Here is a 26,383-nt window from a genome sequence, read left to right as displayed (position 1 = left end):
ATAATGATGAAAAAAACTTAAAGTTTATTTAATTGACTTTAAGTTTTTTATTTACAAATAGTTTAATTAATTTGATAAATTCAATAAAAAATGTTGGTACTAACCCAAAAATAAATGGTAATGCAAATATTCAATTATTAAATGAATTTACATATACATTCATATTAAACACTTTGGAAAATTCTGGTATGTAAGTAACTGGTAAAAGAACAACAAAACTAATTGCAAAAGCTAAAAGAACAAATTTTAAATCATTAAATTTTTGTTTAAATAAACTTTCATTACTTCTTAATATAATAGAATTTAAAGATAAAATTATTCCCATAGTCATAAAACAAGATAAAGAAGCAAAGTTTAATGTTGATAAATTTTCTGCAGCTAAGATTGTTTTTATTTCATTTAAATTTGCTACACCACTTTGACTATAAGCACCTAAATAAAATGCTAATAATGATAGTGTTGTTGACAAGATGGAAAGTAAAGATATTTGAATTATCATTTCTTTAGTTAAGATAGAAGCATTTTTATGATTTGGTTTTTTATTCATTAAATCTTGTTTTGGTCTATTTAAACCTAATGCAATTCCTGGGAAAGTTTCAGAAATAACATTTATTCACAAAATTTGTAAAGAAGATAAAGGATTTATACTAAAAATTAAAATTCCAATAAAAGTAGTTAATAAAGCTGTTAAATTGGTTGTAAAAAGAAAAATCATTAACCTTTTTATGCTATATAAAATACTTCTTCCTTCTTTTATAGCGCTAACTATTGTTGAAAAATTATCATCTGTTAATACCATATCTGCAGCTTGTTTAGAAACATCGGTCCCTGTTATTCCCATAGCACAACCAATGTCAGCAGCTTTAAGAGCAGGAGCATCATTTACTCCATCACCTGTCATAGAAACAACTTTATTTTTGGTTTGTCAAGCTTTAACAATTCTGATTTTATCTTCAGGACTAACTCTAGCAAAAACTGCATATTTTTCTATGTTTTCATTTAAATCTTCATCGCTCATTAGTTTTAATTCACTTCCACTTAAAACTAAATCTTCATCGGATTTTACTATGTTTAATTGTTTTGCAATAGCATAAGCTGTGTTTGCATAATCACCAGTAATCATTACAGTTTTTATTCCGGCTTTTTGTGCAATTGCAATAGAACTTTTAACCTCTTCTCTTGGTGGATCTATCATCCCTATTAATCCAACTAATGTTAAATTTTGTTCCACATTTTTTGAACTTAAATCATCTGGTAATTTGTCTCATTTTCTAATTGCTAATGCTAAAACTCTTAAAGCATTATTAGAAAATTCGATGTTTTTATGTTCTATTTGATTTGACAAATTGTTTGCAAGAGCAAAAATAGAATCAGGAGCTCCTTTTGTAATTGAATAAATATTTTCATTAATTTTTATAAAGACAGTCATCATTTTTCTATCTGAATCAAAAGGAATTTCGTTTATTCTTGGGTGTAAACTAGAAATTGAATCTTTAAAAATTTTATTATCAATTCCATATTGGATAATAGCAGTTTCAGTTGGATCTCCAATTAATTTGTATTCCCCTTTTTCATTTATAGATGAGTTGGCATCTGTACATAAAATAAAATATTTAACAAAGTCTTCTTGTGAAAAAGTGTCATGTTTAAAGGTTTGTACAACCTTCATTTTATTTTGGGTTAATGTTCCTGTTTTATCGCTACAAATTATTGAAACATTTCCTAAAGTTTCAGCAGCTGGTAATTTTTTAACCAGAGCATTTTTATTTGATAATCTTTTAACTCCAATAGATAAAATAACAGTAACAATTGGTACTAAACCTTCTGGTATAGTTCCGATAGCTAAAGTTATAGCGATAACAACACCTTTTGCTCAAAGACTTCAATTTCCTGAAGCAACTACAAAAATATAAATAAAGAAAGTAATTACACATAAAATAGCAGAAAAAATTCCAATTTTTTTACTTAAATTTGCAAGTTGTTTTTGGAGTGGGGTGAGTTTTTCTTTTTCTTGATTTAGTAATTTAGCAATGTTTCCTAATTTTGTTTCCATCCCGATTTTTGTAACTAGAATTTTTGCTCTACCATTTATAACATTTGTGCCAGAATAAACTTCAGTATCTTCGGTTTCTTCTCAGTTAAATTCTAAATTAGATATATTTTTTTTAAAAACACTTAAAGATTCACCTGTTAAAATCGATTCTTCAACCTCTAATTGAGCAGAATTAACAATAATTCCATCAGCTCCGATAGTATTTCCTGCTTCAATTAGTAATATATCTCCAACAACAATGTCTTTTGTATCGATAATTATTTCTTGTCCGTTTCGAATTACTTTTGATGTTGGAGAACTTAAACTAGCAAGTGATTCAATAGATTTTTCTGCTTTATTTTCCTGTATTAAACCAAATATAGCATTTAAAATTACAATAAAAAATATCACAAAAGGTTCTACAAAACTAATTATAAATTCTATATGATTCTTATATTCATAATGAACTATCGCTTCATAAATAGCAATTCCTAAAGCTAAAAATGCAGCAATAATTAAAAGAATAATCATCGGTTCAATAAACTGTTTTAAAAACTTAATAATTAAAGGTGTTTTCTTTTTATTTTTAAGTTCGTTTACACCGTATTTTTCTTTATTTTTAGAAATTTGTTCATGATTTAAACCTTTATTTAAATCAACGTATTTAAATGTATTTTGTAAAGAATTATTTTTGTTTTCCATTATTTCTTTCTGCTGCTTTTTCTACAAAAGCACTAAATAGTTTATGTGGATTTAGTGGTCTTGCATTGAATTCTGGATGATACTGCACACCAATATAAAAATCTTTGCTTTTATCTTCACAAGATTCAACCAGACCTAATTCTGGATGATAACCTGAAAAACTAAAATTTTCATCTTCTAATTTTTCAATAAATTCATGTTGTATTTCGTATCTATGTCTATGTCTTTCAAAAACAGAAGTACTTTTGTAAAATTTAGCAATTAAAGAATCTTTTTTAAACACTGTTTCAGATTCTCCTAATCTTAAAGTTCCGCCCATTTGGTCTTTTTCATTTTTACCTTTTATAAAATCTAAAACATAAACTTCTTCTTTGTTGTTTGTAGCAAATTCTTTAGAAGTTGCGTGTTTATAACCTTTTAGACGTGCTTGAGCAACTGACATTGCTTGCATACCTAAACAGATACCAAAAGTTGGAATATTTTTTTCTCTTGTATATGTTGCTCCTAAAACTTTTCCTTCAAAACCTCTAATACCAAATCCAGGTAAGATAATTACACCATCAGCATCATCGAGTTTTTCAGATATATTTTCATTAGTTAGAATATTAGAGTCAACATATTCTAGTTTTACTTCATATCCTTTATCAAATGCAGAAATTTTAATAGCTTCATTTATTGATTTATAAGCATCGGAAAAACTGGTATATTTCCCAAGCATTTTGATTAATAATTCAGCTTTTTTTTCTTTATTAACTTTGTTAGCAAAAGTTGTTCATTTTCTTAAATTTGGTTTTATATGTGTAATATTAAAGTAATCTAATATAATATTAGCTGCGTCTTTTTTTTCTAAATATAAAGGCATTTCATATACATTTTTTAAATCAGGAGCAGAAATAACATTTCTTGGATTTAAAAATGTAGTTTTTGCAACTTTATTTAAAATAGTGTGATCAACTTCGTCGTTAGATCTTAAAAGTATCATATTAGGTTTTATACCCATACCTCTTAATTTGTTAATAGAATCTTGTGTAGGTTTGGTTTTAAAATCACCTGATGTTTCAAGAAAAGGAACATAAGTTACGTGAATGAAAAAAGTGTTTATTCCGTTGAATTCACTACTCATTTGTGCTATTGCATAAATAAACGGATTTGATTCAATATCCCCTACTGTTCCACCTATTTCAACTATAACAAAGTCACTTTTATATTTTTTTTCTATATTTTTAATTATACTAATTATTTCATCGGTAACATGTGGGATATATTGAACGGTTTTACCATCATAATATCCTTCCCTTTCTTTTTCTAAAATATTTCAAAAGATTCTACCACTTGTAAAATTGGAATCTTTTGAAAATTTTTCATCAATAAAACGTTCATAGTGACCAAGATCAAGATCTGTTTCTCCACCATCAGCAGTTACATAAACTTCTCCGTGTTCGTAAGGAGACATAACTCCAGGATCCACATTTAAGTAAGGATCTAATTTTAAAACAAAAACACTAAAACCTCTTGATTTTAAAAGGTTTCCGATTGAAGCAGCAGAAACTCCTTTTCCTAATCCGGAAATTACACCACCTGTAACAAAAATAAATTTAGACATTTTTTCTCTCTTTCATACTAATACATTTAATATTTAAATTATACAAAAATATTGATATTTTGTTTTTGTAAAAATAAAAAAATATTTATAATTTAAATATGAAAAACAAAACTAAAAAAATTATATTATCATCAATAGTGCTTGGTACTATTGCGGCATCTTCTATTGGCGCAACTTTAGCAATAGTCCTTAATAAAAACAAAAATAAAGAAAGTATATTTTTAAAGGAAAAAATTAAATTTAGCAGAACAAAAGATAAAGTTTTTATATTTCTTCCTAATTCTTTTAAAGAATCAATTAAAGATATTGAATTAACTTTAAAAGAAAAGCAAACAGATTCTAAAACTTATGTTTCAAAAGAGTTTATTTATTTGAATGGCAAAATTGAAGTTTTAATTCCTTCAATTTTGCAAGATAAATCTTCATTATTTATCGATAAACTCTTTATAAATAAAGAAAATATTTCATTAAAAATATATGCTGATACTGAAAGAGAAATTATATTTAGTGAAGAAAAAAAAGAACCTGAAGTTCCTAAAACAGATCCTGATACACCTAAACCTGAAAATCCAAAGGAAAAAGACGTAATTGATAATCCAGACAATGGTTCCATAAATAATATTGAAGATCCAAACGATAAACAAGAGCCAGAAATTCCTGATTCAAATGAAAATGATGACTTTGTAATTTCATCTTTAGAAATTTTAGAAAAAACAGATGAATTTGCAAAACTTAAAGTAAATTTTTCTAAACATTTATTAAAAAATGTAAAAAATAAAGATTTTCAAATTGAAATATCTGGAAAAATTAAGGATAAACAATTTTTTAACTCCCAACAATATATTGAAAATTCCGATTCAGTTATTTTTAATTTATCAAATTTAGAGTTTAGTGAAAACTATTTAATTAATAATATTACTTTAAATAATAAACCACTAACTAGCTTAAATTCAGCACAAAAAATAGGAAATAATTGAGAAAATTCTGAAAATACAAATGATTTTGTCTTTCAAACAAACGAGTATTCTCAAAAAATATCTTATGAAAGTATAAGTTATCACATTGATGAAACAAATCCAAATCGTTTATTACTTTCTTTTAACAATGTGGAAAAATTATTTGAATTCACAGAAAGTGAATATATTGGAAAATTAACTTTAAAAGATAAAACAAATTCAGATACAGAATTTACTGTAGATATTTCAATTAGAAAAACAGAAAATGAAGGGTTAAAAAATATTCCTATCACAATTAGTACAACTAGTGATTCATCAACTTTTGACTATGAAGATGGATTTGAAATTCCTTCAAATGCTATTTTAGAAATAGTGGATTTTAAAATTGATAGAAGTGGATTAGTTTCTGTTGTTGAACCAAGAATTTCTATTTTACCAAAAGACGGAATAAATAAAGAATTTAGTTCTAAAACAAGTTTTAGTAGATTCAAAAATACTGAGTTTAATTTAGAATCTAATAATAATTTGAAAGTTAAAACAGAATTAGAACTTGTTGATATTGATCCAAGTAGTTTGAATAATGTTAAATTGGAATTTATATCTAATTTTGGTGGTTATTGAAAAATAAATGCAACTAAAGTTAATGAGAAATGAGAAGTAAATATTCCAAATTATAATTATTATGGAAAAATTTCTTTAACTAAAGTTTTTGTAAATAATAAAGAAATTCAATTAGATTATTTACATAAAGGTGTCCTTGAATTTAATAATAATAAAAATAGTGAAGAAGAGTCACTAATAAATTCTGTAAATATTACCGAAAATAAAGAAAATTCCTTTATATCTGATATTTATGTAAATTTTAATAATAGCGAATCCTTAGATCAATTTTCTTTATTAAAACCAAGACTTGAAATTTTTGATACAAATAATTTAACTCAAATTATTGAACCAAAATTCCTTTATAAAGATAAAAATAATTATATATTTAGCACTTCTTTAAAAAACAATGTTAATTATAAAATTAAAAAATTAAGTTTCGGAACTAAAAATTTTAGTTTTGAAAATTCATTTACAAAATCAAAGACATCTACATCTAAAACAGAAATAGAATTAAATGAAATAATTAATAATATTTCTTCTTTAAATTTAACAAAGAAATATTGAGCTTCTGGAGCACTAAAATCTTTAAATTCAACATCTGATTTTGTAAACATAACTGACATTAATAAGATTAGTAATTTTGATGATTCAATAGAAATAGAAGTAAATAAATCTTCTTCTGAAACAGAAATTGATGAAAGAAATGGTATTTTAAAATTAAATATCAAATTAAAATCTGGATCTAATTATTCAATTTCTAAAAAAATTACAATTAACAATTTATATAATGTTAATTTCTTTGAACATTTTAATCAAAGTAATAGTTATTTTGAGAAATTAATTTCAATATCGAATAAAGGTTTAACTAAATCCACATTAGATTTTGACAAAACATTTACTGAAGTAGAAACTAACGATTTACATTATTCATTTGGAAATCCAACTACTTGAGTTGAAATAAAAAATGAAAAATTAAGTGATTTTTTAAATATTGATGAATCACTAAAAAGTTATGATAGCTCAAAACTAAAAATATTTTTTATCAAATTTAGAGATCAAAAAAATTTATATGATCCACATATAACTTCTGCATATTCAATGCAAGGTTTTATGGAATATAAAATAGGTTTTTGATTTGATAATTTAAATGAAAATAATCCAGAATCTAAATATAAGAAAATTTATGGACCTATGTTAGTTGGTGGATTTAACTTTGATAATACATCACAAAGTCTTTACTTAAATTTTAAAGAAAAAATTGAAAAATTTTCAATAGAAAAATGAGATGAATTTAATAGTTATTATGGATTTAAAAATCCTGGTTCTGTTGATTTAGATAATTTAATTGCTGAAATTAATCAAATTTCTAATAAACAAGAAAGATGAAATAAAATTTTAGAATATACAAAAATAAGCAAATTGTTATCTAGTGTAACTGATTTAGTTAAAAATTCATTTAATCCTCCGATTTCAAAAGATTTTTACAATATTCAAGTAGAAACAGCAAGCAAAGAAACTATTGGAGAAAATAATTTCCTTAAATTAAAAGTCAGTTTAAAATCTCATTCCTTTAATAGAACTATTCAAAACAATGACAATAATAATATAGGCAATAATTTTATTGATATATTATTCTTAAAAAGATAAAAACTCAATTTGATTGAGTTTTTTATTTATTAATTTTAAATATTCTTTCAGAGTTTAGATCTTTAATTATAGAACCGGATAAACTTTCTGGTAAATTATCATTTATATAGAAAGTTAGCGTGTTTAAATCTGTATATCCTTTATATTCTTTATTATTTATTATTATTGAAAATAGGTGATTTAACTCATTATTTAGATAAGTATTTGGTAGTTCAAAATGTAAATAAGTTATGTTATTTATAGTTTCTCTTTTTAAAATATTAATATTTGTTATATTATTTTCGAATGTTGAAATTTTAGTGATTTTTTTATTAGCAAAAGGTATAAGCATATGTGAAGCATTATTAATAAATTCTATTGAAGATAAATAATATGTTTTATTAGCTTCAAAGAAAGAATCATTCAGCATAATTTCTAGTTTATTTTTATCTATTAAGTGTAATATTTTTTCTTCATTTGTAGTAATATGATTTTTTTCATCTATTACAACGAAACTTGCTTTTATTTCTGAACTACTAGTAGTTTCTAAATTATTTTTTAGTAAAATATCTAATTTATTTTCTTCTTTTTGGACAGTAATAAGATTGTTTGTTTCTATTGTATTTTTATTAAAAATAAACTTATTTTTATTTAAATTAATTTCATTATTGGAATATTCAACTTGAATAAAATCTTCTGTTTGAAAAGAATTTTTAAATTCAAATAATACAGCTTTTTTCTTTAAATCCACAACGTTGAAATTATTAACTTCTTCTAACAATTCTTTATTTTTATTATAATGCTTAATTTTAAATTTTTGAGAACTTAAATCTATTCAATTATTCGGATCATTTATAAAAAGTAAAGAACTTTTATTTGTTACAAAAGAATTTTCAAGTGAAACTTCTTTTTTTTCTGCTTTATAATAATTTTTTATAGATTCACTAAAATCTTTATAATTGGAAATAATTTTATTTTGTTCATTTGAAGAATTTGCAATTTCTAATTGCAAAATATTTCAAACATATTTATCACTTAATTGATTTAAGTCAAAAGAAAGATTTTTTTCTTCAATAGTTCCTAATATTTTTTTAACTTCATTATTTCTATTTTCGAAAATTAAAGAAAAATTATTGAAATTATTTGGATTTTTTATATTTTTATTTAAAGTTTCTAAATTTATAATTAATTTATTTTCAATGATTTGTCCAAAATTTAAATTTGAAATAGTTAATTTTTCTTTATTTAATTCTAAAAAATGATTATCAATTAAATTATCAGTGGGATTAAAATATAATTTTTTAAGTAAATATTTTCCTTTTACTAAATCATTAGGTATATCTATTTTTAATGAATTATTTACTATAGTTATGTTTTTTGTTTTATTTATATTTGTATTTTCAATATTTTCTAAAGTATAAGTTATAGAATTACTATTTAAAATATTGGTAAAGAAAATTTCTAATTCCCCCTTTTTTCCCGTATTTTTGATTTCAAAAAAAGGGAAATTAATTTTTATATTTTCTGTTTTTTCAACAAGTGTAATGTCGCTTGGTATCTGAATTGAATAACTACCTTTTTTTGGAATAGATAAATCATTTATATTTATAACTCAAAAATTATCATTATTCACTTTTTGTCAAGATGCTTTAAAAGTAATACTTTCGTTTTCTTCATTAGTAAATTCAATTTCTTTGGATGAATTGTTTATAGGCTGATTATCTTTAGTTTTTAGAAAAATTTGTCATCCATTGGTATTTTTAGAAATACTGAAATTAGTTGTTTCATTTTTTTTAATATCTATATTTTGATTATTTTTATGTTTTAAAACAATAGCAGTTGTTCCCACGGCAACAGGAATTCCGATTGCGATAATTGGCAAAGCTATAAATAATGCTTTTTTTGTTTCTTTTTTATTTTTTAACATTTTTCTCCTTTTGATTATTTAAAAATTACTATTTATAAATTATAAAACTAATACAAAAAAATAAAATAACTTTCTTTATTTTTTATAAATTTTTATAAAAAAACGAAAATAATTCTTTTATTGAATTTATTTTCAATAATAAAGAAATAGTTTTTTAAAAAAGTATTATAATTTTTATTATTAAATAAATAAGGAGAAAAAATGTTTTTTCAAAAAGAATTAGAAAATAAAATTGATATAAAAAACAAAGAATTAAAATCAAAAAAAACCATTTTATTAATAGATGGAGAAGATCAAAGAGCTATTGATGCAGCTAAAAAATTAGTTAATACTGATTTAGTAAATGTTATTTTACTTGTAAATAAAGAAAATAAAAACCTTTCTTCTAAAATTCAACAAGAAGTAATTAGTTCTTCTAAAAAGGAAAAATACGCAAAATTATTTTTTGAAGCAAGAAACGGAAAAGAAACAATGGAATCTGCTCAAAAAAGTTTAGAAAGCAATCCTTTTTATGGAATGATGATGTTAAAAAACAAAGAAGTAGATGGTGTAGTTGGTGGTTTAAATTATACTACAGCCGATATTTTAAGAGCTGGTTTTAAAGTGATAGGTCCTAAAAAAGGGATAAAAACTATTTCATCTGCTATGATAATGCACAAAGAAAATGAAAAATTTATTTTTTCAGATATATCTGTAAATATAAAACCAAATTCAGATCAGTTAGCAGAAATTGGTTTAAATTCAAAAGAATTTGCAAAGAATTTAGGAATAAAACCAAAAATTGCTTTCCTTTCTTTTTCAACAGATGGTTCAGCTATTAGTGATGAATCTAAATTAAGTTCAGAAGCAACTATTAAATTTAATGAATTAAGTGATGATGTTAAAGCTATCGGTGAAATTCAATTCGATGCAGCTATTAGCGAAAATGTAAGAAAAGCAAAATATAAAAAAGAGTCATATGAGGGACAAACTAATGTTTTTATATTCCCTAATTTAGATGCAGGAAATATAGGATATAAAATAGCACAAAGACTTGGGAATTATGGGGCAATTGGTCCAGTTATTACTGGTATTGCAGAACCTGTAAATGATTTATCTAGAGGATCAACTGTAGAGGATGTTTATAATACAGTTTTAATTACAACATTACAGACTTTTAAAGAGGAAAAATAATATGAATAAAAAAATATTAGTAATAAATGCTGGTTCTTCATCAATGAAATGATCATTATTTAATAAAGAAGATTTTAAAGTTATAGCTTCAGGAATCGCAGAAAGAGTTGGGATAGCTAATTCTTTTATTAAAATGTCATTTGGTGATAATGATATTAAAAAAGAAGTTGAAATGCAAAATCATAAAGAAGCAGCAAATAAAACACTTGATTTATGACAAGAAAATAAAATTATTAATTCTTTAGATGAAATTGAGTTAATCGGATTTAGAGTAGTTCATGGTGGTGAATATTTTAAAGATTCTACAAAATTAACAAAAGAAGCAATTGAATTAATAGATGAATGTTCAAAATTTGCTCCATTACATAATCCTGGAGCAATCCAAGCAATTAAAGCTATGCAAGAAGTTTTACCTAATGCTAAAATGAGTGCTAGTTTTGACACAGCCTTCCATACTTCTATTCCTGATATTAATTCAAAATACGGGATTAATAAAGAATTTGCAGAAAAATACGGCATTAAAAAATATGGAATGCATGGAATTAGTCATAAATTTATTACATTAAAATTAGAAAAAATTTTAAATAAAGAAAAAATAAATTTTGTTAATTTACATATAGGAAATGGAGCATCTTTATGTGCTATTAAAGATTCTAAATCATTTGATACATCTATGGGATTTACTCCATTAGCGGGCATAATGATGGGAACAAGAAGTGGAGATATAGATCCGGCGATTCATGAATATGCAACCGAAGCTGCTAATATTTCTTTAAAAGAATTTACCAATTTGTTAAATAAACAATCTGGATTATTAGGTGTTTCTGGTATTTCATCTGATATGAGAGATTTGGTTCAAAGATACAAAGAAAATGATCAAAATGTAATTTTTACTTTAAATTTATATATTCAAAAAATTGTAGATTATTTAGTTAACTACATTAATAAAGTTGGTAAAAAAATAGATGCATTAGTTTTTACAGCAGGAATTGGTGAAAATTCTAGTTTTATTAGAGAATTAGTTATTGAAAAATTAACCTTACCAAATTTAAATATTGAACTGGATAAAGATAAAAATAATGTTTCACCTTCAGAAATTAAAGATTATACATTAATTTCTTCTTCTAAATCCGACATTCCTGTTTATGTAATAAGAACTAATGAAGAATTACTTATTGCACAAGACGCATTAAAATTATATGAATAAAGCAATATTTGCAGGTAGTTTTGATCCTTTTCACGAAGGGCATTTAAATATTTTACAAAAAGCTTTAAAAGTATTTGATTTTATATATGTTGTAATAACTAGAAATCCAGATAAAAAGCAAATAAGTTCATTTCAAGAAAAAAAATCAATAGTTCAGCAAAAAATAGATAAACTTAAAAATGTAGAAATATTGATTAACGATAAAGAGTTGACTGCAGAATTTGCAAAAAAACTAGATGTTAAATTTTTAATAAGAGCAGCAAGAAATGATATAGACTTTAGTTATGAATTAGAACTTGCATATGGAAATAAAGAAATTTACAGCGAATTAGAAACAATTTTATTTTTTCCAGATGAAAAAAACCGAGAAATAAGTTCAACATTAGAAAGACATAAAAAAATTTATGATAAAGGATTTTAGATGTGAAAATTTATAGTATCTTCTTCAAAAAAAGAAAATTGATATTTTCATAAAGGAAAAGAAATTTGTTTTATAGGTAGATCTAATGTTGGTAAATCTTCTTTAATAAACGCTCTTGCAAACACAAAAATAGCAAAAACTTCAAATACTCCCGGTAGAACACAATTAATTAATTTTTTTGAAAACAACGACCAAAAAATAATCGTGGATTTACCTGGTTATGGATATGCTAAAATGTCAAAATCTCTTTCTGAAAAAATGTTCAATATGATTGAAGAATATTTTACTTTTAGGGAAAATTTAGATACTACTTTTTTACTTTTTGATTCTAGAATTGGATTAACTGATAATGACAAAAGTATGTTAGAATTTTTAGAATTTTTAAATAAAAAAATTATTTTAGTTGCAACTAAAATAGACAAATTAAACCAGTCACAATTATATAAAGTCAAAAAAGAAATCGAATTACTAAATAAATATGAATGTTTTTTTGTTTCTTCAACAAAAAAGAAAAATTTAAATTTATTAATTCAAAAAATGGATGAAATTTTAATGTAAAATAAAATCTATTTAATTGATATAATTTTATTAGTAGGATTATTTGTTCATAAAAAATCATCTTAGTTGAATATCAAAACAAATTTTACTACTGATTTAATTTATATAAAGTTAAACATAATTTAATAATATAAATATAAAAAAAAGAAAGGAAAATTATGGCAAATTTATTTAATCCAAATAATAACAATGAACCAAAAGGATTTGAACCTACAGTTGATAATAGTGCAAAAAAACCTGTTTGTTCAGTAGCGGCAAAAGTATTTTTCTGAGTTTTTGGAACATTACTTCTATTTTTTGCACCAATTTATTTCTTAGTTAAAAGAAATGGATTTTTAAGACAACAAAATGAAATCAATGAGGCAGCTGGTACAATCGAAACTCAATTAGCTAAACGTAGTGATACATTAATAAAATTAGTAGATCAAGTTAAATCACACAAAAATTTTGAACAATCTATTCTTACTGATGTAACTAAATTAAGAAATATGACTAAAAGTATTGATAATGCTTCTCAAGTAGAAGGTTTAACTAATTCAGTTTTAGGTAGATTGATTGCTGTTTCAGAAAACTATCCAGATTTAAAAACATCAGCACTTTATGGTGAATTAATGGAACAAACAAGTTATTTAGAAAGAGAAATAGCTGCAGCAAGAAGACTATATAATAGTAAAGTTAACACATTTAACACTTCTATTTTAGTTTTCCCAGCAACAGTTATATCAAGTTCATTACACTTAGAAACTTATCCATTATTCCAAGCAAGCGCACAACAAAGACAAGATGTTTCTATGAAAGATTTATAAAATTAGATGAAAACAATAGACAATTATAAAACATTTTCAGAGTTTCAACATATTTCAAAAGAAACAATTTATCCATTTATTAAAAATACAATAGATGAAACTTTTGATAAGACAAAAGATTTACAAGAAAAAATAAAAAAAGCACATTTAATTTTTTCTATTTTTATAATCACAACACTAGTTTTACTTGGATTATCTATTTTATTTGTTGTTATTTGATTACTTCAAAAAAATGTTTCTTTAACAGTAGCTGCATTAGTTTTCTTTGTTTTAGGTTTAATAAGTTCTTTGGTAGCTTCAATATTTATGAAGAAAAAGAAAAATTTAATTTTGATGCTTCAACTTGAAATTCAAAAAAACCTCAATGTTCCTTCTATTTATAAAGAAAGCATTAAAGTTTTAGATGAAACCTATGATTATAAAATAAATAAAGAAATTGACGAAAGTAATAATTTTAGTTTAGATAAAAGACACATTGAAGAAGTTCAAAGTGATTTAGCAAGAAGCTATGATAAAGTTGTTTTAGAAAGCAAAACATCAATTAAAAGAGTTTTAATTAATCAAAAATATCCTGTTGTTTTTTTAAACTTAAAATGAAAATGTATTGATTATGCTAAGAAAAAAGGGGATAACGATAGAGTTACATACGTAGATAACGGTATTATGCAAATCGATACAACAGTGCTTGGTGATAAAGGTTTTGCCTTTGAATTATTTAGATCATCTTTTTTTAGTAAAAAAAACATAGAGAAATTAGAAAATAAAGATTTTGTTAAAACATTTTCTCCACGTTCAAATAACGAATTAAAAATAAGACAAATGTATACACCTCTTGCAATGGAACTATCACTAAAGAGATATCATGATAAAAACGGTGTTCAAATTACAGGATTACATTTATTATCATCAGGATCTAGAATTTATTATACTTATAATTGTAGTTTTGGTTTTATGGAACTAGATTTTCCAAAATCATCTGATAAAGTTAAAATTTTAAATAAAGTTTATAATGATATATTAGTTGATGTTTATTCTCTATATTATCTAATTTCATTGATTAATAATACTACACTTTATTTACAATAATAAAAAAATGAGATTTAAGTATCTCATTTTTTATTTTCCAAATTTAAATAAACAAATATCGCCATCTTGCATTTCGTAATTTTTTCCTTCTAGACGCATTTTTCCTTGTTCTTTAGCGTTTTTTTCACCACCATTATCAATATAATCACTATAACTAATTATTTCTGCTTTTATGAATTTTTTTTCAAAATCGCTATGAATAATTCCTGCACATTGTGGTGCAAACATTCCTTTGGTGAAAGTTCAAGCCCTAACTTCTTTAACACCTGCTGTAAAATAAGTTGCTAAATTTAAAAGCTTAAATGCTTCTCTTGTTAAAATTTCAAGTCCTGAATATTCTAGTTTATATTCATCTAGAAATATTTGTTTATCTTCGTCATTTAATAAACTAATTTCATATTCTAATTGGATAGAAATAGGAAGTAATAAATTATTGTAAGAATCAACAAGAGTTTTAAGATTATAAAAATGCTTATTATTCAAAGGATTTTCTATATCTTCTTGAGAGATATTTCCAACATATAATATAGGTTTTAATGTTAATAACTGGTAACCTTTGACAATTTTTAATTCTTCTTCTGATAAATTAACGTTTCTTGCTGGAATATTATTATCAAATGCTTTTTTGAGTTTTAAAGCAACTTGATATTCCGCCTTTACATCTTTATCACTACTATTGAGTGCTTTCTTTTCTACCCTTTTAATTACATTTTCAATTACTTGCATATCAGCAAGTAATAATTCTAAATTAATTACTTCCACATCGTTTTTAGGATTTATTTCATTTGCAACATGTAAAATATCTTTGTTTTCAAAGCAACGAACAACTTGAATAATTGCATCTACTTCTCTTATATTAGATAAAAATTTATTACCAAGACCTTCTCCTTTAGAAGCTCCTGATACTAACCCTGCTATATCAACGAAAGTAAAGGTTGTTGGCAAGATTCTTTCAGGATTAACAAATTTTGCAATTTCGTTTAATCTTTTATCTTTTAATTCAACTATTGAAATATTTGGTTCAATAGTTGTAAAAGCATAATTTGCTGATTCAGCTTGCACTTTTGTTAATGCAGAAAACAAAGTGGATTTTCCTACGTTAGGTAATCCAACTATTCCGGCTTTTAATGACATATTTCTCCTTTAAAAAATCTTTAGAGTATTGCTCTAAAGATTTTTATATTATTTTCTAATTCTTTCAGATACGAATGGTAATAATGCAATAATTCTTGCTCTTTTGATAGCTGTAGATAATAATCTTTGATGTCTAGAACATGTACCAGTTAATCTTGAAGGATGAATTTTTCCATGACTACTAATATATTTTTTAAGTAATTCTGTGTTTTTGTAATCAATATATTGCATTGATTCTAAACAAAAATTACAAGGTCTTTTTTTGAATTGTTTTTTTACTTTACGATTAATCATTTTTCTCCTTAGTTAATTATAAAAAACTTTCAACATCTCAATCTGTTTCTTCTTCATCATCATTTAAAGTAGTTTTTTCTACATTATTTTTTGATGAATATTCTGAATTATTTACAGTTGAAAATGTTGGTTCTGCAGGATTTGTTGCTGAAACAGAAGGGTTATTATTAATATTTTTTCTTCTATTTTCGCTTTCTTGCTTGCTTTCTAATAAAGTTACATTTTCAGCAGAAACTTCATTTGAAGTAACGTTTTGTCCTTGATTATTAACAAAACTATTTGTAGCAAAGGAACCTTCCACAAGGATTCTAGAACCTTTTGATGCATTTCTTGCTAAAAATTCAGCACTATTTCTTCAAACTACAACAGGTATAAAATCAGTAATTTCATTGCCATCATTAGTTGAATATCTTCTTGATACAGCAACTGTTAATCTTAAATAACTAATATTAGATTTAGTTTTATTTAATTCTAAATTATTCGCTATTCTTCCTATTAATATAACTTTATTCATTGCAAACTCCCTTATTATTCTTTATTTTCAGTTTTTTTTGTAACTCTTGTTCTTTTAACAACTTTTTTTTCTTCAGCTTTTGTTTCTTTATTTTGTTCTGAATTTTCAGAATTAGAATTTTCTTTTGAGTTTTGTTGATTTTTAAAGAATGAAAGTTTACGTTTTTTAGGTTTTACTTTTCTATTTAAACCTTTTTCTGTGTCTAAGTTAACAACAAGACTTCTTCAAATTGTTTTTTGAATGTTTGTTTTTCTAACAAATTCAGCAATTTTGCTTTCTTCTGATTCTACATTCATTAAAACAAAAATTCCTGTTTTAGATTTATTGATTGGATAAGCTAACTCAGTTCTTTCTAATTTTTCTACACTTTTAACACCATTTGAAAAAACTTCTTTTGCAATTTTTTCTGCTAATGCAACATCTTCTGTTGGTGCTAAAATTAGCATAATTTCGTATTTTGCCATTTTGGCTCCTTTCGGTCATCAGGATCTTTTTTCAAGATCAAGGAGTATATATTAGAAATACTCTTTTGAATTATATAATATTTTGCTTAATTATCTATTAAATTTGTAAAAAGATTTTACTTAAACATATTTTCTTATACAAAATATAATACATTTTTTTATTATATATTAATTAAAAAGTGTTATAATTAAATAGTTACTTGTGTAACCATTCTAAAAAGGTAGTGACTAAAAAGTCCAATCATTTATAAAATGAACCTCAAAGATGAGCCATATGAGGAGGAAGCATGTTTGCAATAATCAAAACTGGTGGAAAACAACTTATTGTTAAATCAGGAGATACAATTTTTATTGAAAAAATTGATGGAAACGAAGGAGACAAAGTTTCTTTTAACGAAGTTCTTGTTCTTGATAAAAAAGTTGGAACACCTTTTGTTAAAGGTGCAGTTGTTGAAGGTGTAATTGAAAAACAAGGAAAAGCTAAAAAAATCGTTGTTTATCGTCACAACCCTAAATCAACTCATAAAAGAAAATTAGGTCATCGTCAACCTTATACTCGTGTAAAAATAACAGAATTGAAAGGATAATTTAAAATGGCAAAAACCAAAGCTGGTGGTTCTACTAGAAACGGTAGAGATTCGATAGGTAGACGTCTTGGTGTTAAATTAAGTGATGGTCAATTCGCAACTGCAGGAGCAATTATTTTCAGACAAAGAGGAACTAAAATCTTCCCTGGAAATAATGTTGGACGTGGAAACGATGACACATTATACTCACTAATTGACGGATATGTAAAATTCGAAACAAAAAGAAACAGAAAAGTTGCTTCTGTTTATGAAGAAAGAAAATAGAAAAAAAACTTAAAAAATAACTAGATTTAATCATCTAGTTATTGTTTTATTCTGTTTAATGTAAATTATGATATAATTCCATAATCATTACTATTAAATATAACACAAAATTAATTAAAAAAGGAAGAAAAATGGAAAAAAAATTCAAAATTAGAAAATTTGGACCAATAACTGAAAGAAGAGATTATTCAAAAACTAAACATACGTTAGAAACTCCTGATTTTCTTGAAACACAAAGAAAATCATTTAACTGATTTTTAACAGATGGTTTAGATGAATCATTGAATAAAATTTACCCTATTGTTTCTGCAAATGGAAAAATTGAAATTCAATACATACCTGGTTCAGTAAGAGTTGAAATTCCAAAAGATGAATTTCAAGCAATTAAAGAAGCAAAACAAAAAGGAACATCTTATACAGGGAAAATAGTTGGTTCTTTAAGAAAACATACTGTGGAAACAGGAGAAATTGACGAAAGTACAGATATTATTTATGGAGAAGTTCCTTTAATGACAAGTGGTGGTACTTTTATCATAAATGGTTCTGAAAAAGTTATTGTTGCTCAGTTGATTAGATCTGCTGGGGCATATTTTGGTAAAAACGTTCGTAATAAACAAGCGGATGACTTGTTTAACAAAGTTGAAATTATTCCACAACTTGGATCTTGAATTGAAATTTTCCACAGAGTTACAGGTAACTCAATTGATACAGTAAAAATTAGAATTGATAAACATAAAAACATTCCTTTAACCACTTTTTTAAATGGTTTAGGTTTGAAAAAAGAAACAATGTTACAACTATTTGGTAATTCAAGTGTTTTAAAAGAGTCAATTAAAAAAGAAAAAATCGAATCCAGTAAAGATAATTTAGAGTTAATTTATAGAATTATTAGAAAAGGAGATAGAATCACCGATGAAGCTATTTTCAATTTAATTCCTTTAACTTTATTTAATGACAGAAGATACAATTTATCTAAAACTGGTAGATACATGTTGAATAGAAAGTTAAATTTAGTTGAAAGAATTTTAGAAACTTATTTAGCAGAAGATTTAACAAATGACAAAGGGGAAATTCTTTACAAAAAAGAAACTTTTATTACTCCAAAACTTGCTTTAGAAATTCAATCTCAATTTGATAAAGGTATCTTAAAAACAGTAGACATTCCAGATATTACTTCTCAAGTTTATGGAAAACAACTTGATATAAATCCTTCTTTAGAAAAAAGAACAAAAGTAATTATGGTAAAAGTATGACCAAACAAAAGATCTTTAGAAAATGGCAAAGATCCTATTTTAGTTATTGCAAACGATCCTACTTCTACAGAAATGCATTTATTAATTTCTGATATTATTGCAACCATTTCATATTACTTTAATTTAATTGATAATTTAGGAAAAGAAGATGATCCTGACTCACTTGTTAATAAAAGAATAGTTGGAGTTGGTGAATTATTACAAAACCAATTCATTGTGGGACTTACTAAACTAGAAAAACACGCAAAAGAAAAACTATCTACAAAAGAAATGGATAAAATTACACCTAAAAGTATTCATAATAATAAACCAATTTATAACCAATTTAAAACATTTTTTAACTCTTCAAAATTATCACAATTTATGGATCAAATTAATCCACTTGCTGAAATTGCAAACAAAAGAAGAGTTACATCTCTTGGACCTGGAGGGTTAAATAGAGATACAGCCCAATTTGAAGTTCGTGACGTTCATGCAACTCATTACGGAAGAATTTGTCCTATTGAAACTCCTGAAGGACAAAACATTGGACTTATTTTAAACCTTGCTTCTTATTCAAAAGTTGATGATTATGGATTTATTCAAACTCCTTATTATGGAGTTGAAAACGGAATTATTAACTATGATAAAGTTTACTGATTAACAGCAGTGCAAGAATATGGTTTTAAATTTGCTCAATCTTCTGTTGATGTTGATGAAAATAACAAAATTTTAGGGGATAAAATTACTGTTAGAAAAGATCACGAATATTTAATTGTTAAACCTGAAGAAGTTGATTATATTGATGTAGCTTCAAAACAAATGACTTCTATTGCTGCAAGTACCATTCCATTTTTAGAAAACGATGATGCTAACCGTGCATTGATGGGCGCAAACATGCAAAGACAAGCAGTACCATTAATTGAATCTGAAACTCCACTAGTTGGAACTGGTGCTGAATATGATGTTGCAAGATATGCTGCAACCAATTTAAAAGCAAAGAAAGCTGGAGAAGTTGTTTTTGTCGATTCACAACAAATTAAAATAAAAAGTAGTGACAAAATAAACGAAATAATCGATTATAATTTAAGAATTTTTGAAAGATCCAATCAAGGAACTGTTATTAATCAAAAACCAATAGTAAAAGTAGGGGATAAAGTTGAAGCAGGACAATTAATTTGTGATGGTCCTTCAACTAAAAATGGAGAATTAGCTCTTGGTAAAAATGTGCTAGTTGCCTTCTCTACATGACATGGATTCAACTTCGAGGATGCTGTTATTATAAGTGAAAAATTAGTTAAAGATGATGTCTTTACTTCTATTCACATTGAAGAGCAAACTATTCAATTTAGAGCATCAAAAGCAGGAGATGATATTCTAACAACAGATATTCCAAATGCTTCTTTACGTTCAAAAAGACATTTAGATGAAAACGGGATTGTTCGTGTTGGTTCTGAAGTAAGTACAGGAGATATTCTTGTTGGTAGAACCAGTCCGAAAGGAGAAGATAATCCAACTCCTGAAGAAAAATTAATGAATGCAATTTTTGGTAATAAATCTTCAAATCAAAAAGATACATCATTAAAAGTAAAACACGGAGATGCTGGTACAGTTATTGATGTGCAAATTCTTTCAAGAGCACAAGGGGATTCACTGGAAGACGGAATTGATAAAATTGTTAAAGTATTTATTGCTCAAAAAAGAAAAATAAAAGTTGGGGACAAAATGGCTGGTCGTCACGGAAACAAAGGGGTTATTTCTCTTGTATTACCAGTAGAGGATATGCCATACTTAGAAGATGGAACTCCAATCGATATTCTATTAAATCCACAAGGGGTTCCTTCACGTATGAACATTGGTCAAGTACTTGAATTACACCTTGGAATGGCTGCTAGAAAACTTAATGTTAAATTTGTTTCTCCTGTATTTGACGGAGTAAAAAATAACGACATAACAAATGTTTTAAAAGAAGCTAACTTACCTACTTCTGGTAAATTTAAACTATACGATGGAATTACAGGAATACCATTTGACAACGAAGTATCAGTTGGTGTTATGTATATGTTAAAACTACAACACATGGTCGATGACAAAATGAATGCTCGTAGTGTTGGACCATATTCACTAATTACTCAACAACCATTAGGAGGTAAATCTCAAAATGGTGGACAAAGATTTGGAGAAATGGAAACCTGAGCATTAGAAGCATTTGGTGCATCTACTGTTTTACAAGAATTATTAACATATAAATCTGATAACATTCAAGGAAGAAATATTCTTTATAATGTTTTAGCAACAGGAGGAAAAATTCCTAAACCTGGAATGCCTGAATCATTTAACGTTTTAGCTTATGAATTAAGAGGTCTTGGAATCAAATTAGAAGTGCACAAAAAAGAAAACTACCTAAAAGACGAAGAATTTGAACAAGATTTTAGTAGTTATGAAGAAAATAACATTAGTATTGAAGACGAATTTTCACCAGAAATTATTAATGATTATAATTTAATTAGTGAAAAAATTGATACTCATGAAAATAATTTTGAAGAAGAAGAAGGAGATTATTAATGATTAAGAAGGAACCAAATAAAATTACAAGAAAATACGCAACAATTGATGAAAATTCTATTGATAAAATTTCACTTTCTCTTGCTACTTCTGAAGATGTTTTAGAATGATCACATGGTGAAGTTACTAAACCAGAAACCATTAATTATAAAACATATAAACCAGAAAGAGAAGGGTTATTCGATGAGTTAATTTTTGGACCTATTATTGATTATAAATGTTCAATTTGTGGAAGAAAATATAAAAAATCCAACGAAGGAACTCTTTGTTCTGCAACAGATCAATGTAAGGCATTAAAATCTGAAATTTTACCAAAAATTTCTAGAAGATCAAGAATGGGACACATTGAGTTACAATCACCAGTTGTGCACTTTTGATTTTTCAGAATTGATCACTCAATTATTTCTAAATTACTTGGAATAAAAACAGAAGACTCAAATAAAGCAGTTTCTAAATCATCATTAGAATCCTTAATTTACTATAAAGCTCACATTATTTTGGAATCTGGAGACATCAAAGCATTACCAAAAAATCAAATTATCGAACTAAATGAAGCTGGAGTTATTTATAGAGATGCATTAATTGAAATTCGTTCCCGTTATAAAGAAGGAACTGAAGCTTATGAAGAATTATCAGAAACTTTAAAAGATTTAACTGAACTTGCATCTTCCAAAATTGGTAAAGAATACGGAATTGATTTTTATGAATTAAATGAAATTATTGAAGAGTATTCAGATGCTAAAATTTCTACCGGTTCAGCGGCTATTGAATATTTATTAAAAAATATTAATCTTGAAGAAGAAAGAGATAAAGTTAAAAAACAAGTTGATGAAATTCAGCAATTAAGTCCTGAAAAACAAACATCAACAAAAATTCAAGAAAGAGATAAATTGTATAAAAGATTACAAGTTATTAACTCTTTTATTAACTCTCAACAAAAACCAACTTCTATGTTAATTAAACATTTACCAGTTATTCCTGCTGATTTAAGACCATTAATTCAATTAGATGGTGGAAGACACTCAACTAGTGATATTAACGAACTTTATCGTCGTATTATTATTAGAAATAACCGTTTAAAAGGATGAATGGAAAAAGATGCTCCAATCTTGATAATTCAAAATGAATTAAGAATGATTCAAGAAGCTGTAGATGCATTAATTGATAATCAAAGAAGAAGTCCTTCTCCAGTTTCGGCTAAAGATGGAAGACCATTAAAATCTATTTCTGACGCTTTAACAGGTAAAAAAGGGAGATTTAGACAAAATTTACTTGGAAAAAGGGTTGATTATTCAGGGCGTAGTGTTATCGTTGTTGGTCCAAATCTAAAAATGAACCAAGTTGGTATTCCACGGGAAATGGTTGCAAAACTATTTGAACCATGAATTATCAAAAGATTAACTGAGCGTGAATTAGCTTCTTCAATTAAAAGTGCTAGAAAAATGATTGAAGAATTAAATCCAATCATTTGACCACACGTTGATGAAGTTATTAAAGGAAAATTAGTTCTTTTAAACCGTGCTCCTTCATTACACCGTTTATCAATTAGAGCTTTTGAACCGATTTTAGTTAGAGGGCGTGCTATTAAATTGCATCCGCTTGTAACAGCAGGGTTCAATGCTGACTTTGATGGTGATCAAATGGCTGTTCACGTTCCTATTTCTCCTGAAGCAATTAGAGAATCTAGAGAATTAATGTTTGCAAATAAAAACATTCTTGGACCTAAAGATGGTGAACCTATTGTTAACCCTTCACAAGATATGATTCTTGGTTTATACTATTTAACTAAAGAAGAACAAGAAGAAAGCGGTAGAAAAGGAGAAGGAAGATATTTTGCAGATTACGATGAAATGATGAGAGCTCACGAAGTTGGTGTTGTTTCATTACACGCAAGAGTTGCTTTACCTTTTGAAAAAGTTAAAAAAACTTTAGAAACTTCAGTTCAAGGATACGTAGTTTCTACAGTTGGTAAATTTATTTTTAACAATGCTTTTCCAGATAATTTCCCATTTGTTTTTGACACAAATGTAGATAATTTATATGCAGATCAACAAAAACAATTAGAAAAATATGTTATTAAAAAACATGGAAACATTCCTGAATTTATTAAAGCATTACCATTAAATGAACCACTAAACAAAAAACATATTGCTAAAATAATAAGACAAACTTATGACAATTTTGATATCGTGGTTTCAATGGAAGATGTAGCTTCTGTTGTTAAAAAAATAAATTATGAAAATTATAAAGATGTTTTTCAATATTATTCAGAATTAATTGATTACAAAAATGAAATAATTTCTAGCAAACATGCTTCCAATTTAACTAAATTTACAATTGAAGAATTTGAAAACATATATAAAAGAGTTAAATACAGAAACAATAACATTGATAGAGAGTTAGAAAAAGAAGAAAAAGCAGAATTATTGGAAAAAATTTGATTTAAATATACAAATTTAGTTGCTGAAATTCTAGATAAAATTAAAGATTTAGGTTTCACATATTCAATGCTTTCAGGTACTTCAATTTCCATTGGAGATATTAAATTAGCTCCAAGAAAAGATGAATTTATTAAACAAGGTGAAGAACACACTGCTAAACTTAATAAATACTTTAGAATGGGAATGTTAACCGATGATGAAAGATATATTTTAACCATTGAAAAATGAACCAAAATTAAAGATGAAATTCAAAAAGACTTAAATACAGTAACTTTACAAGAACCAAATAACCCTATTTTTATGATGATGAAATCAGGAGCAAGGGGAAATATTTCTAACTTCGTTCAATTAGCTGGAATGCGTGGATTGATGGCTAATAACGTTAAAACATTAAAAGCCGATGCTGAAAATGAGCGTGTGGTACGTTCTACTGTTGAAGTTCCAGTTAAAAGTTCTTTCCTTGAAGGATTAACTTCTTATGAATTTTATTCTTCAACTCACGGTGCTAGAAAAGGGGGAACCGATACTGCTCTTAACACAGCTAAATCAGGTTACTTAACTCGTCGTTTAGTTGATGTTGCACAAAATATTGTAGTAACTCAAAAAGATTGTGGTTCAGACTTTGGGTTTTTAGTAAAAGAAATCATCGATACTAAAACCAATTCTACAATTGTTTCTTTATACGAAAGAATTGAAGGAAGATATACTAATTCACCTGTAATTCACCCAGAAACAGGCGAAATCATAATCGAAGATAATAAATTTATTACTCCTGAAATTGCACAAAAAATTATTGATGCTAACATAAAAGAAGTAGATATCCGTTCTATTTTAAGTTGTCACACTAGAAATGGTGTATGTAAAAAATGTTACGGAAAAGATCTTGCAACCAATAGAATTGTTGCAATCGGAGAAGCTGTAGGGATTATTGCTGCTCAATCAATCGGTGAACCTGGTACACAGTTAACAATGCGTACATTCCATACAGGAGGGGTTGCTGGGGTTGAAGATATTACAGGAGGTTTTGCTAGATTGATTGAATTAATCGATGCTTTTGAACGTCCATGAGGAAAACCAGCACAAATTTCTCCAGTTAAAGGTTATGTAAAATCTATTGATCAATTAATGGATAAAGAAAGAAATCAAACAGATGATAAGTTAGTAAAAGTTGCTTATATAAATAAAGATGGTGAAGAATTAGAAAAAGTATTCCATGTCCCTGTAAATAGAAAATTAAGAGTACAAGTTGGTGATTCTATTACTCCAGGACAAAAAATTACAGAAGGTCCTATTATTTTAAAAGAGTTACTAAACTACACTGATGCTCGTAAAGTACAAAATTATTTATTAAAAGAAGTACAAAGACTATATAGAATGCAAGGAATTTCCATTAGTGATAAATATATAGAAATTATTATTCGTCAAATGCTTTCTAAAATTTTAATTACTGATGCAGGAGATTCAAACTTATTTGTTGGATCTTTAGTTGATATTTTTGAATATCAAGAAGTTAATGGAGAATTACTATCTCAAGGAAAAAAACCTGCATTTGGTCAAATTGTAATTAAAGGAGCAAAACAAACTCCACTATTATCTGATTCATTCTTAGCTGCCGCTTCATATCAAGAAACTTCAAAAATTTTAGTTCACGCTTCAATTTCTTCACAAATTGATAAATTAGAAGGATTAAAAGAAAATATTATTGTAGGACATAAAATTCCAGCAGGAACAAACTCTAAATATGAAGCAAAATCTAAATATGATATTCAAGACCCAATTAATTACTTTAAAGACTAAAATTACAATAAAATAACATTTTGTTTAATCACAAAATGTTTTTTATTTAATTCAGTTTAAATTAAAGGGGATATAATACTACTTTTTGCAAAAAAGTCAAATAATTTATCTAGAAATAGCAAAAAATTGCAAAAAACAAGAATTTTATTATAAGAAATAGCATTTTGTTATCAATTTCTTGCAACAGAACTATAATAATTCAAATAGATTTTTAGATCTATTTTAAAAAGTTTAAATATAAAGGAGAATTTATGAAAAAAAGATTTAAATCAGCCCGAGTTTCCCAGTTAACACTAAAAAGCATAAAATCAACCATTTTTTTGGTTGATTTTATTTTTTTTCATTTTTCTTTATACCATTTTTGATAAAACTCTTTTTATATCAGATCAAT

17 protein-coding genes and 1 pseudogene are annotated in these 26,383 nt (G+C 25.7%); 11 read left to right on the top strand and 7 right to left on the bottom strand.

Annotation, left to right across the window (positions count from 1 at the left end; translation table 4 throughout):
• Positions 1 to 28: 28 nt before the first annotated feature.
• Both ACXX85_RS03010 and ACXX85_RS03005 read right to left on the bottom strand, forming a co-directional pair.
• Entirely contained in the window at positions 29 to 2,734 is a 2,706-nt protein-coding gene (locus ACXX85_RS03010; RefSeq protein ID WP_436359085.1) for a cation-translocating P-type ATPase, read from the bottom strand.
• Entirely contained in the window at positions 2,718 to 4,337 is a 1,620-nt protein-coding gene (locus ACXX85_RS03005; protein ID WP_436359086.1) for a CTP synthase, read from the bottom strand. Before ACXX85_RS03005 ends, ACXX85_RS03010 begins: the two co-directional genes overlap by 17 nt.
• 98 nt (positions 4,338 to 4,435) lie before the next feature.
• Here ACXX85_RS03005 and ACXX85_RS03000 point away from each other — a divergent pair, with 98 nt between their 5' ends.
• Positions 4,436 to 7,543, top strand: a complete 3,108-nt coding sequence (locus tag ACXX85_RS03000; RefSeq protein WP_458560600.1) for a hypothetical protein — start codon at positions 4,436 to 4,438, stop codon at positions 7,541 to 7,543.
• Positions 7,544 to 7,565: 22 nt separating this feature from the next.
• Here the strand turns inward: ACXX85_RS03000 and ACXX85_RS02995 are convergent, their stop codons facing one another.
• Positions 7,566 to 9,449, bottom strand: a complete 1,884-nt coding sequence (locus ACXX85_RS02995) for a hypothetical protein (protein WP_436359088.1) — start codon at positions 9,447 to 9,449, stop codon at positions 7,566 to 7,568.
• 201 nt (positions 9,450 to 9,650) lie between these two features.
• On the opposite strand from ACXX85_RS02995, the gene ACXX85_RS02990 reads away from it, so the two are divergent.
• The 6 genes from ACXX85_RS02990 to ACXX85_RS02965 all read left to right on the top strand — a co-directional run bounded on the left by ACXX85_RS02990 (position 9,651) and on the right by ACXX85_RS02965 (position 14,700).
• Positions 9,651 to 10,622, top strand: a complete 972-nt coding sequence (locus tag ACXX85_RS02990) for a phosphate acetyltransferase (RefSeq protein ID WP_436359089.1) — start codon at positions 9,651 to 9,653, stop codon at positions 10,620 to 10,622.
• Position 10,623: 1 nt separating this feature from the next.
• The gene (locus tag ACXX85_RS02985) at positions 10,624 to 11,829 is read left to right on the top strand and encodes an acetate/propionate family kinase (protein ID WP_436359090.1); all 1,206 of its coding nucleotides are present in this window, start codon (positions 10,624 to 10,626) and stop codon (positions 11,827 to 11,829) included.
• On the top strand, positions 11,822 to 12,250 hold the full coding sequence (coaD, locus tag ACXX85_RS02980) for a pantetheine-phosphate adenylyltransferase (protein ID WP_436359091.1): 429 nt from the start codon (positions 11,822 to 11,824) through the stop codon (positions 12,248 to 12,250). Before ACXX85_RS02985 ends, coaD begins: the two co-directional genes overlap by 8 nt.
• Complete coding sequence (yihA, locus tag ACXX85_RS02975) at positions 12,251 to 12,808, top strand: ribosome biogenesis GTP-binding protein YihA/YsxC (protein WP_436359092.1); 558 nt, start codon at positions 12,251 to 12,253, stop codon at positions 12,806 to 12,808.
• 158 nt (positions 12,809 to 12,966) lie between these two features.
• Complete coding sequence (locus tag ACXX85_RS02970; protein ID WP_436359093.1) at positions 12,967 to 13,614, top strand: LemA family protein; 648 nt, start codon at positions 12,967 to 12,969, stop codon at positions 13,612 to 13,614.
• Positions 13,615 to 13,620: 6 nt separating this feature from the next.
• Positions 13,621 to 14,700: a hypothetical protein gene (locus ACXX85_RS02965; protein ID WP_436359094.1), complete on the top strand. Its 1,080-nt coding sequence runs from the start codon at positions 13,621 to 13,623 to the stop codon at positions 14,698 to 14,700.
• Positions 14,701 to 14,730: 30 nt separating this feature from the next.
• Here ACXX85_RS02965 and ychF read toward each other — a convergent pair whose 3' ends face one another.
• Genes ychF through rpsF form a run of 4 tightly spaced genes read right to left on the bottom strand, consistent with a single transcriptional unit; the run spans position 14,731 to position 17,106 of the window.
• Positions 14,731 to 15,834 (bottom strand): redox-regulated ATPase YchF, encoded by a 1,104-nt coding sequence (gene ychF / locus ACXX85_RS02960; protein ID WP_436359095.1) that lies wholly within the window; start codon positions 15,832 to 15,834, stop codon positions 14,731 to 14,733.
• Positions 15,835 to 15,882: 48 nt separating this feature from the next.
• The gene (rpsR, locus tag ACXX85_RS02955) at positions 15,883 to 16,128 is read right to left on the bottom strand and encodes a 30S ribosomal protein S18 (protein ID WP_436359096.1); all 246 of its coding nucleotides are present in this window, start codon (positions 16,126 to 16,128) and stop codon (positions 15,883 to 15,885) included.
• Positions 16,129 to 16,144: 16 nt separating this feature from the next.
• On the bottom strand, positions 16,145 to 16,642 hold the full coding sequence (locus ACXX85_RS02950; RefSeq protein ID WP_436359097.1) for a single-stranded DNA-binding protein: 498 nt from the start codon (positions 16,640 to 16,642) through the stop codon (positions 16,145 to 16,147).
• A gap of 14 nt (positions 16,643 to 16,656) precedes the next feature.
• Positions 16,657 to 17,106, bottom strand: a complete 450-nt coding sequence (gene rpsF / locus ACXX85_RS02945; protein ID WP_458560599.1) for a 30S ribosomal protein S6 — start codon at positions 17,104 to 17,106, stop codon at positions 16,657 to 16,659.
• Positions 17,107 to 17,393: 287 nt separating this feature from the next.
• Here rpsF and rplU point away from each other — a divergent pair, with 287 nt between their 5' ends.
• The 4 genes and pseudogenes from rplU to ACXX85_RS02925 form a co-directional block, all read left to right on the top strand.
• Positions 17,394 to 17,693 (top strand): 50S ribosomal protein L21, encoded by a 300-nt coding sequence (gene rplU, locus ACXX85_RS02940; RefSeq protein WP_436359099.1) that lies wholly within the window; start codon positions 17,394 to 17,396, stop codon positions 17,691 to 17,693.
• Positions 17,694 to 17,699: 6 nt separating this feature from the next.
• The gene (rpmA, locus tag ACXX85_RS02935; protein ID WP_436359100.1) at positions 17,700 to 17,957 is read left to right on the top strand and encodes a 50S ribosomal protein L27; all 258 of its coding nucleotides are present in this window, start codon (positions 17,700 to 17,702) and stop codon (positions 17,955 to 17,957) included.
• A 131-nt stretch (positions 17,958 to 18,088) separates the two neighbouring features.
• The gene (rpoB, locus tag ACXX85_RS02930) at positions 18,089 to 21,754 is read left to right on the top strand and encodes a DNA-directed RNA polymerase subunit beta (RefSeq protein ID WP_436359101.1); all 3,666 of its coding nucleotides are present in this window, start codon (positions 18,089 to 18,091) and stop codon (positions 21,752 to 21,754) included.
• Positions 21,754 to 25,647 (top strand): annotated as a pseudogene (locus ACXX85_RS02925) (DNA-directed RNA polymerase subunit beta'); the annotation flags it as partial. The gene rpoB and the pseudogene ACXX85_RS02925, both read left to right, overlap by 1 nt.
• Positions 25,648 to 26,383 lie beyond the last annotated feature (736 nt).

It is taken from the genome of Mycoplasma sp. Z386, assembly GCF_054343375.1.
The sequence above is the reverse complement of the archived record's forward strand: the minus strand, read 5'-3'. Positions and strand labels throughout refer to the sequence as shown.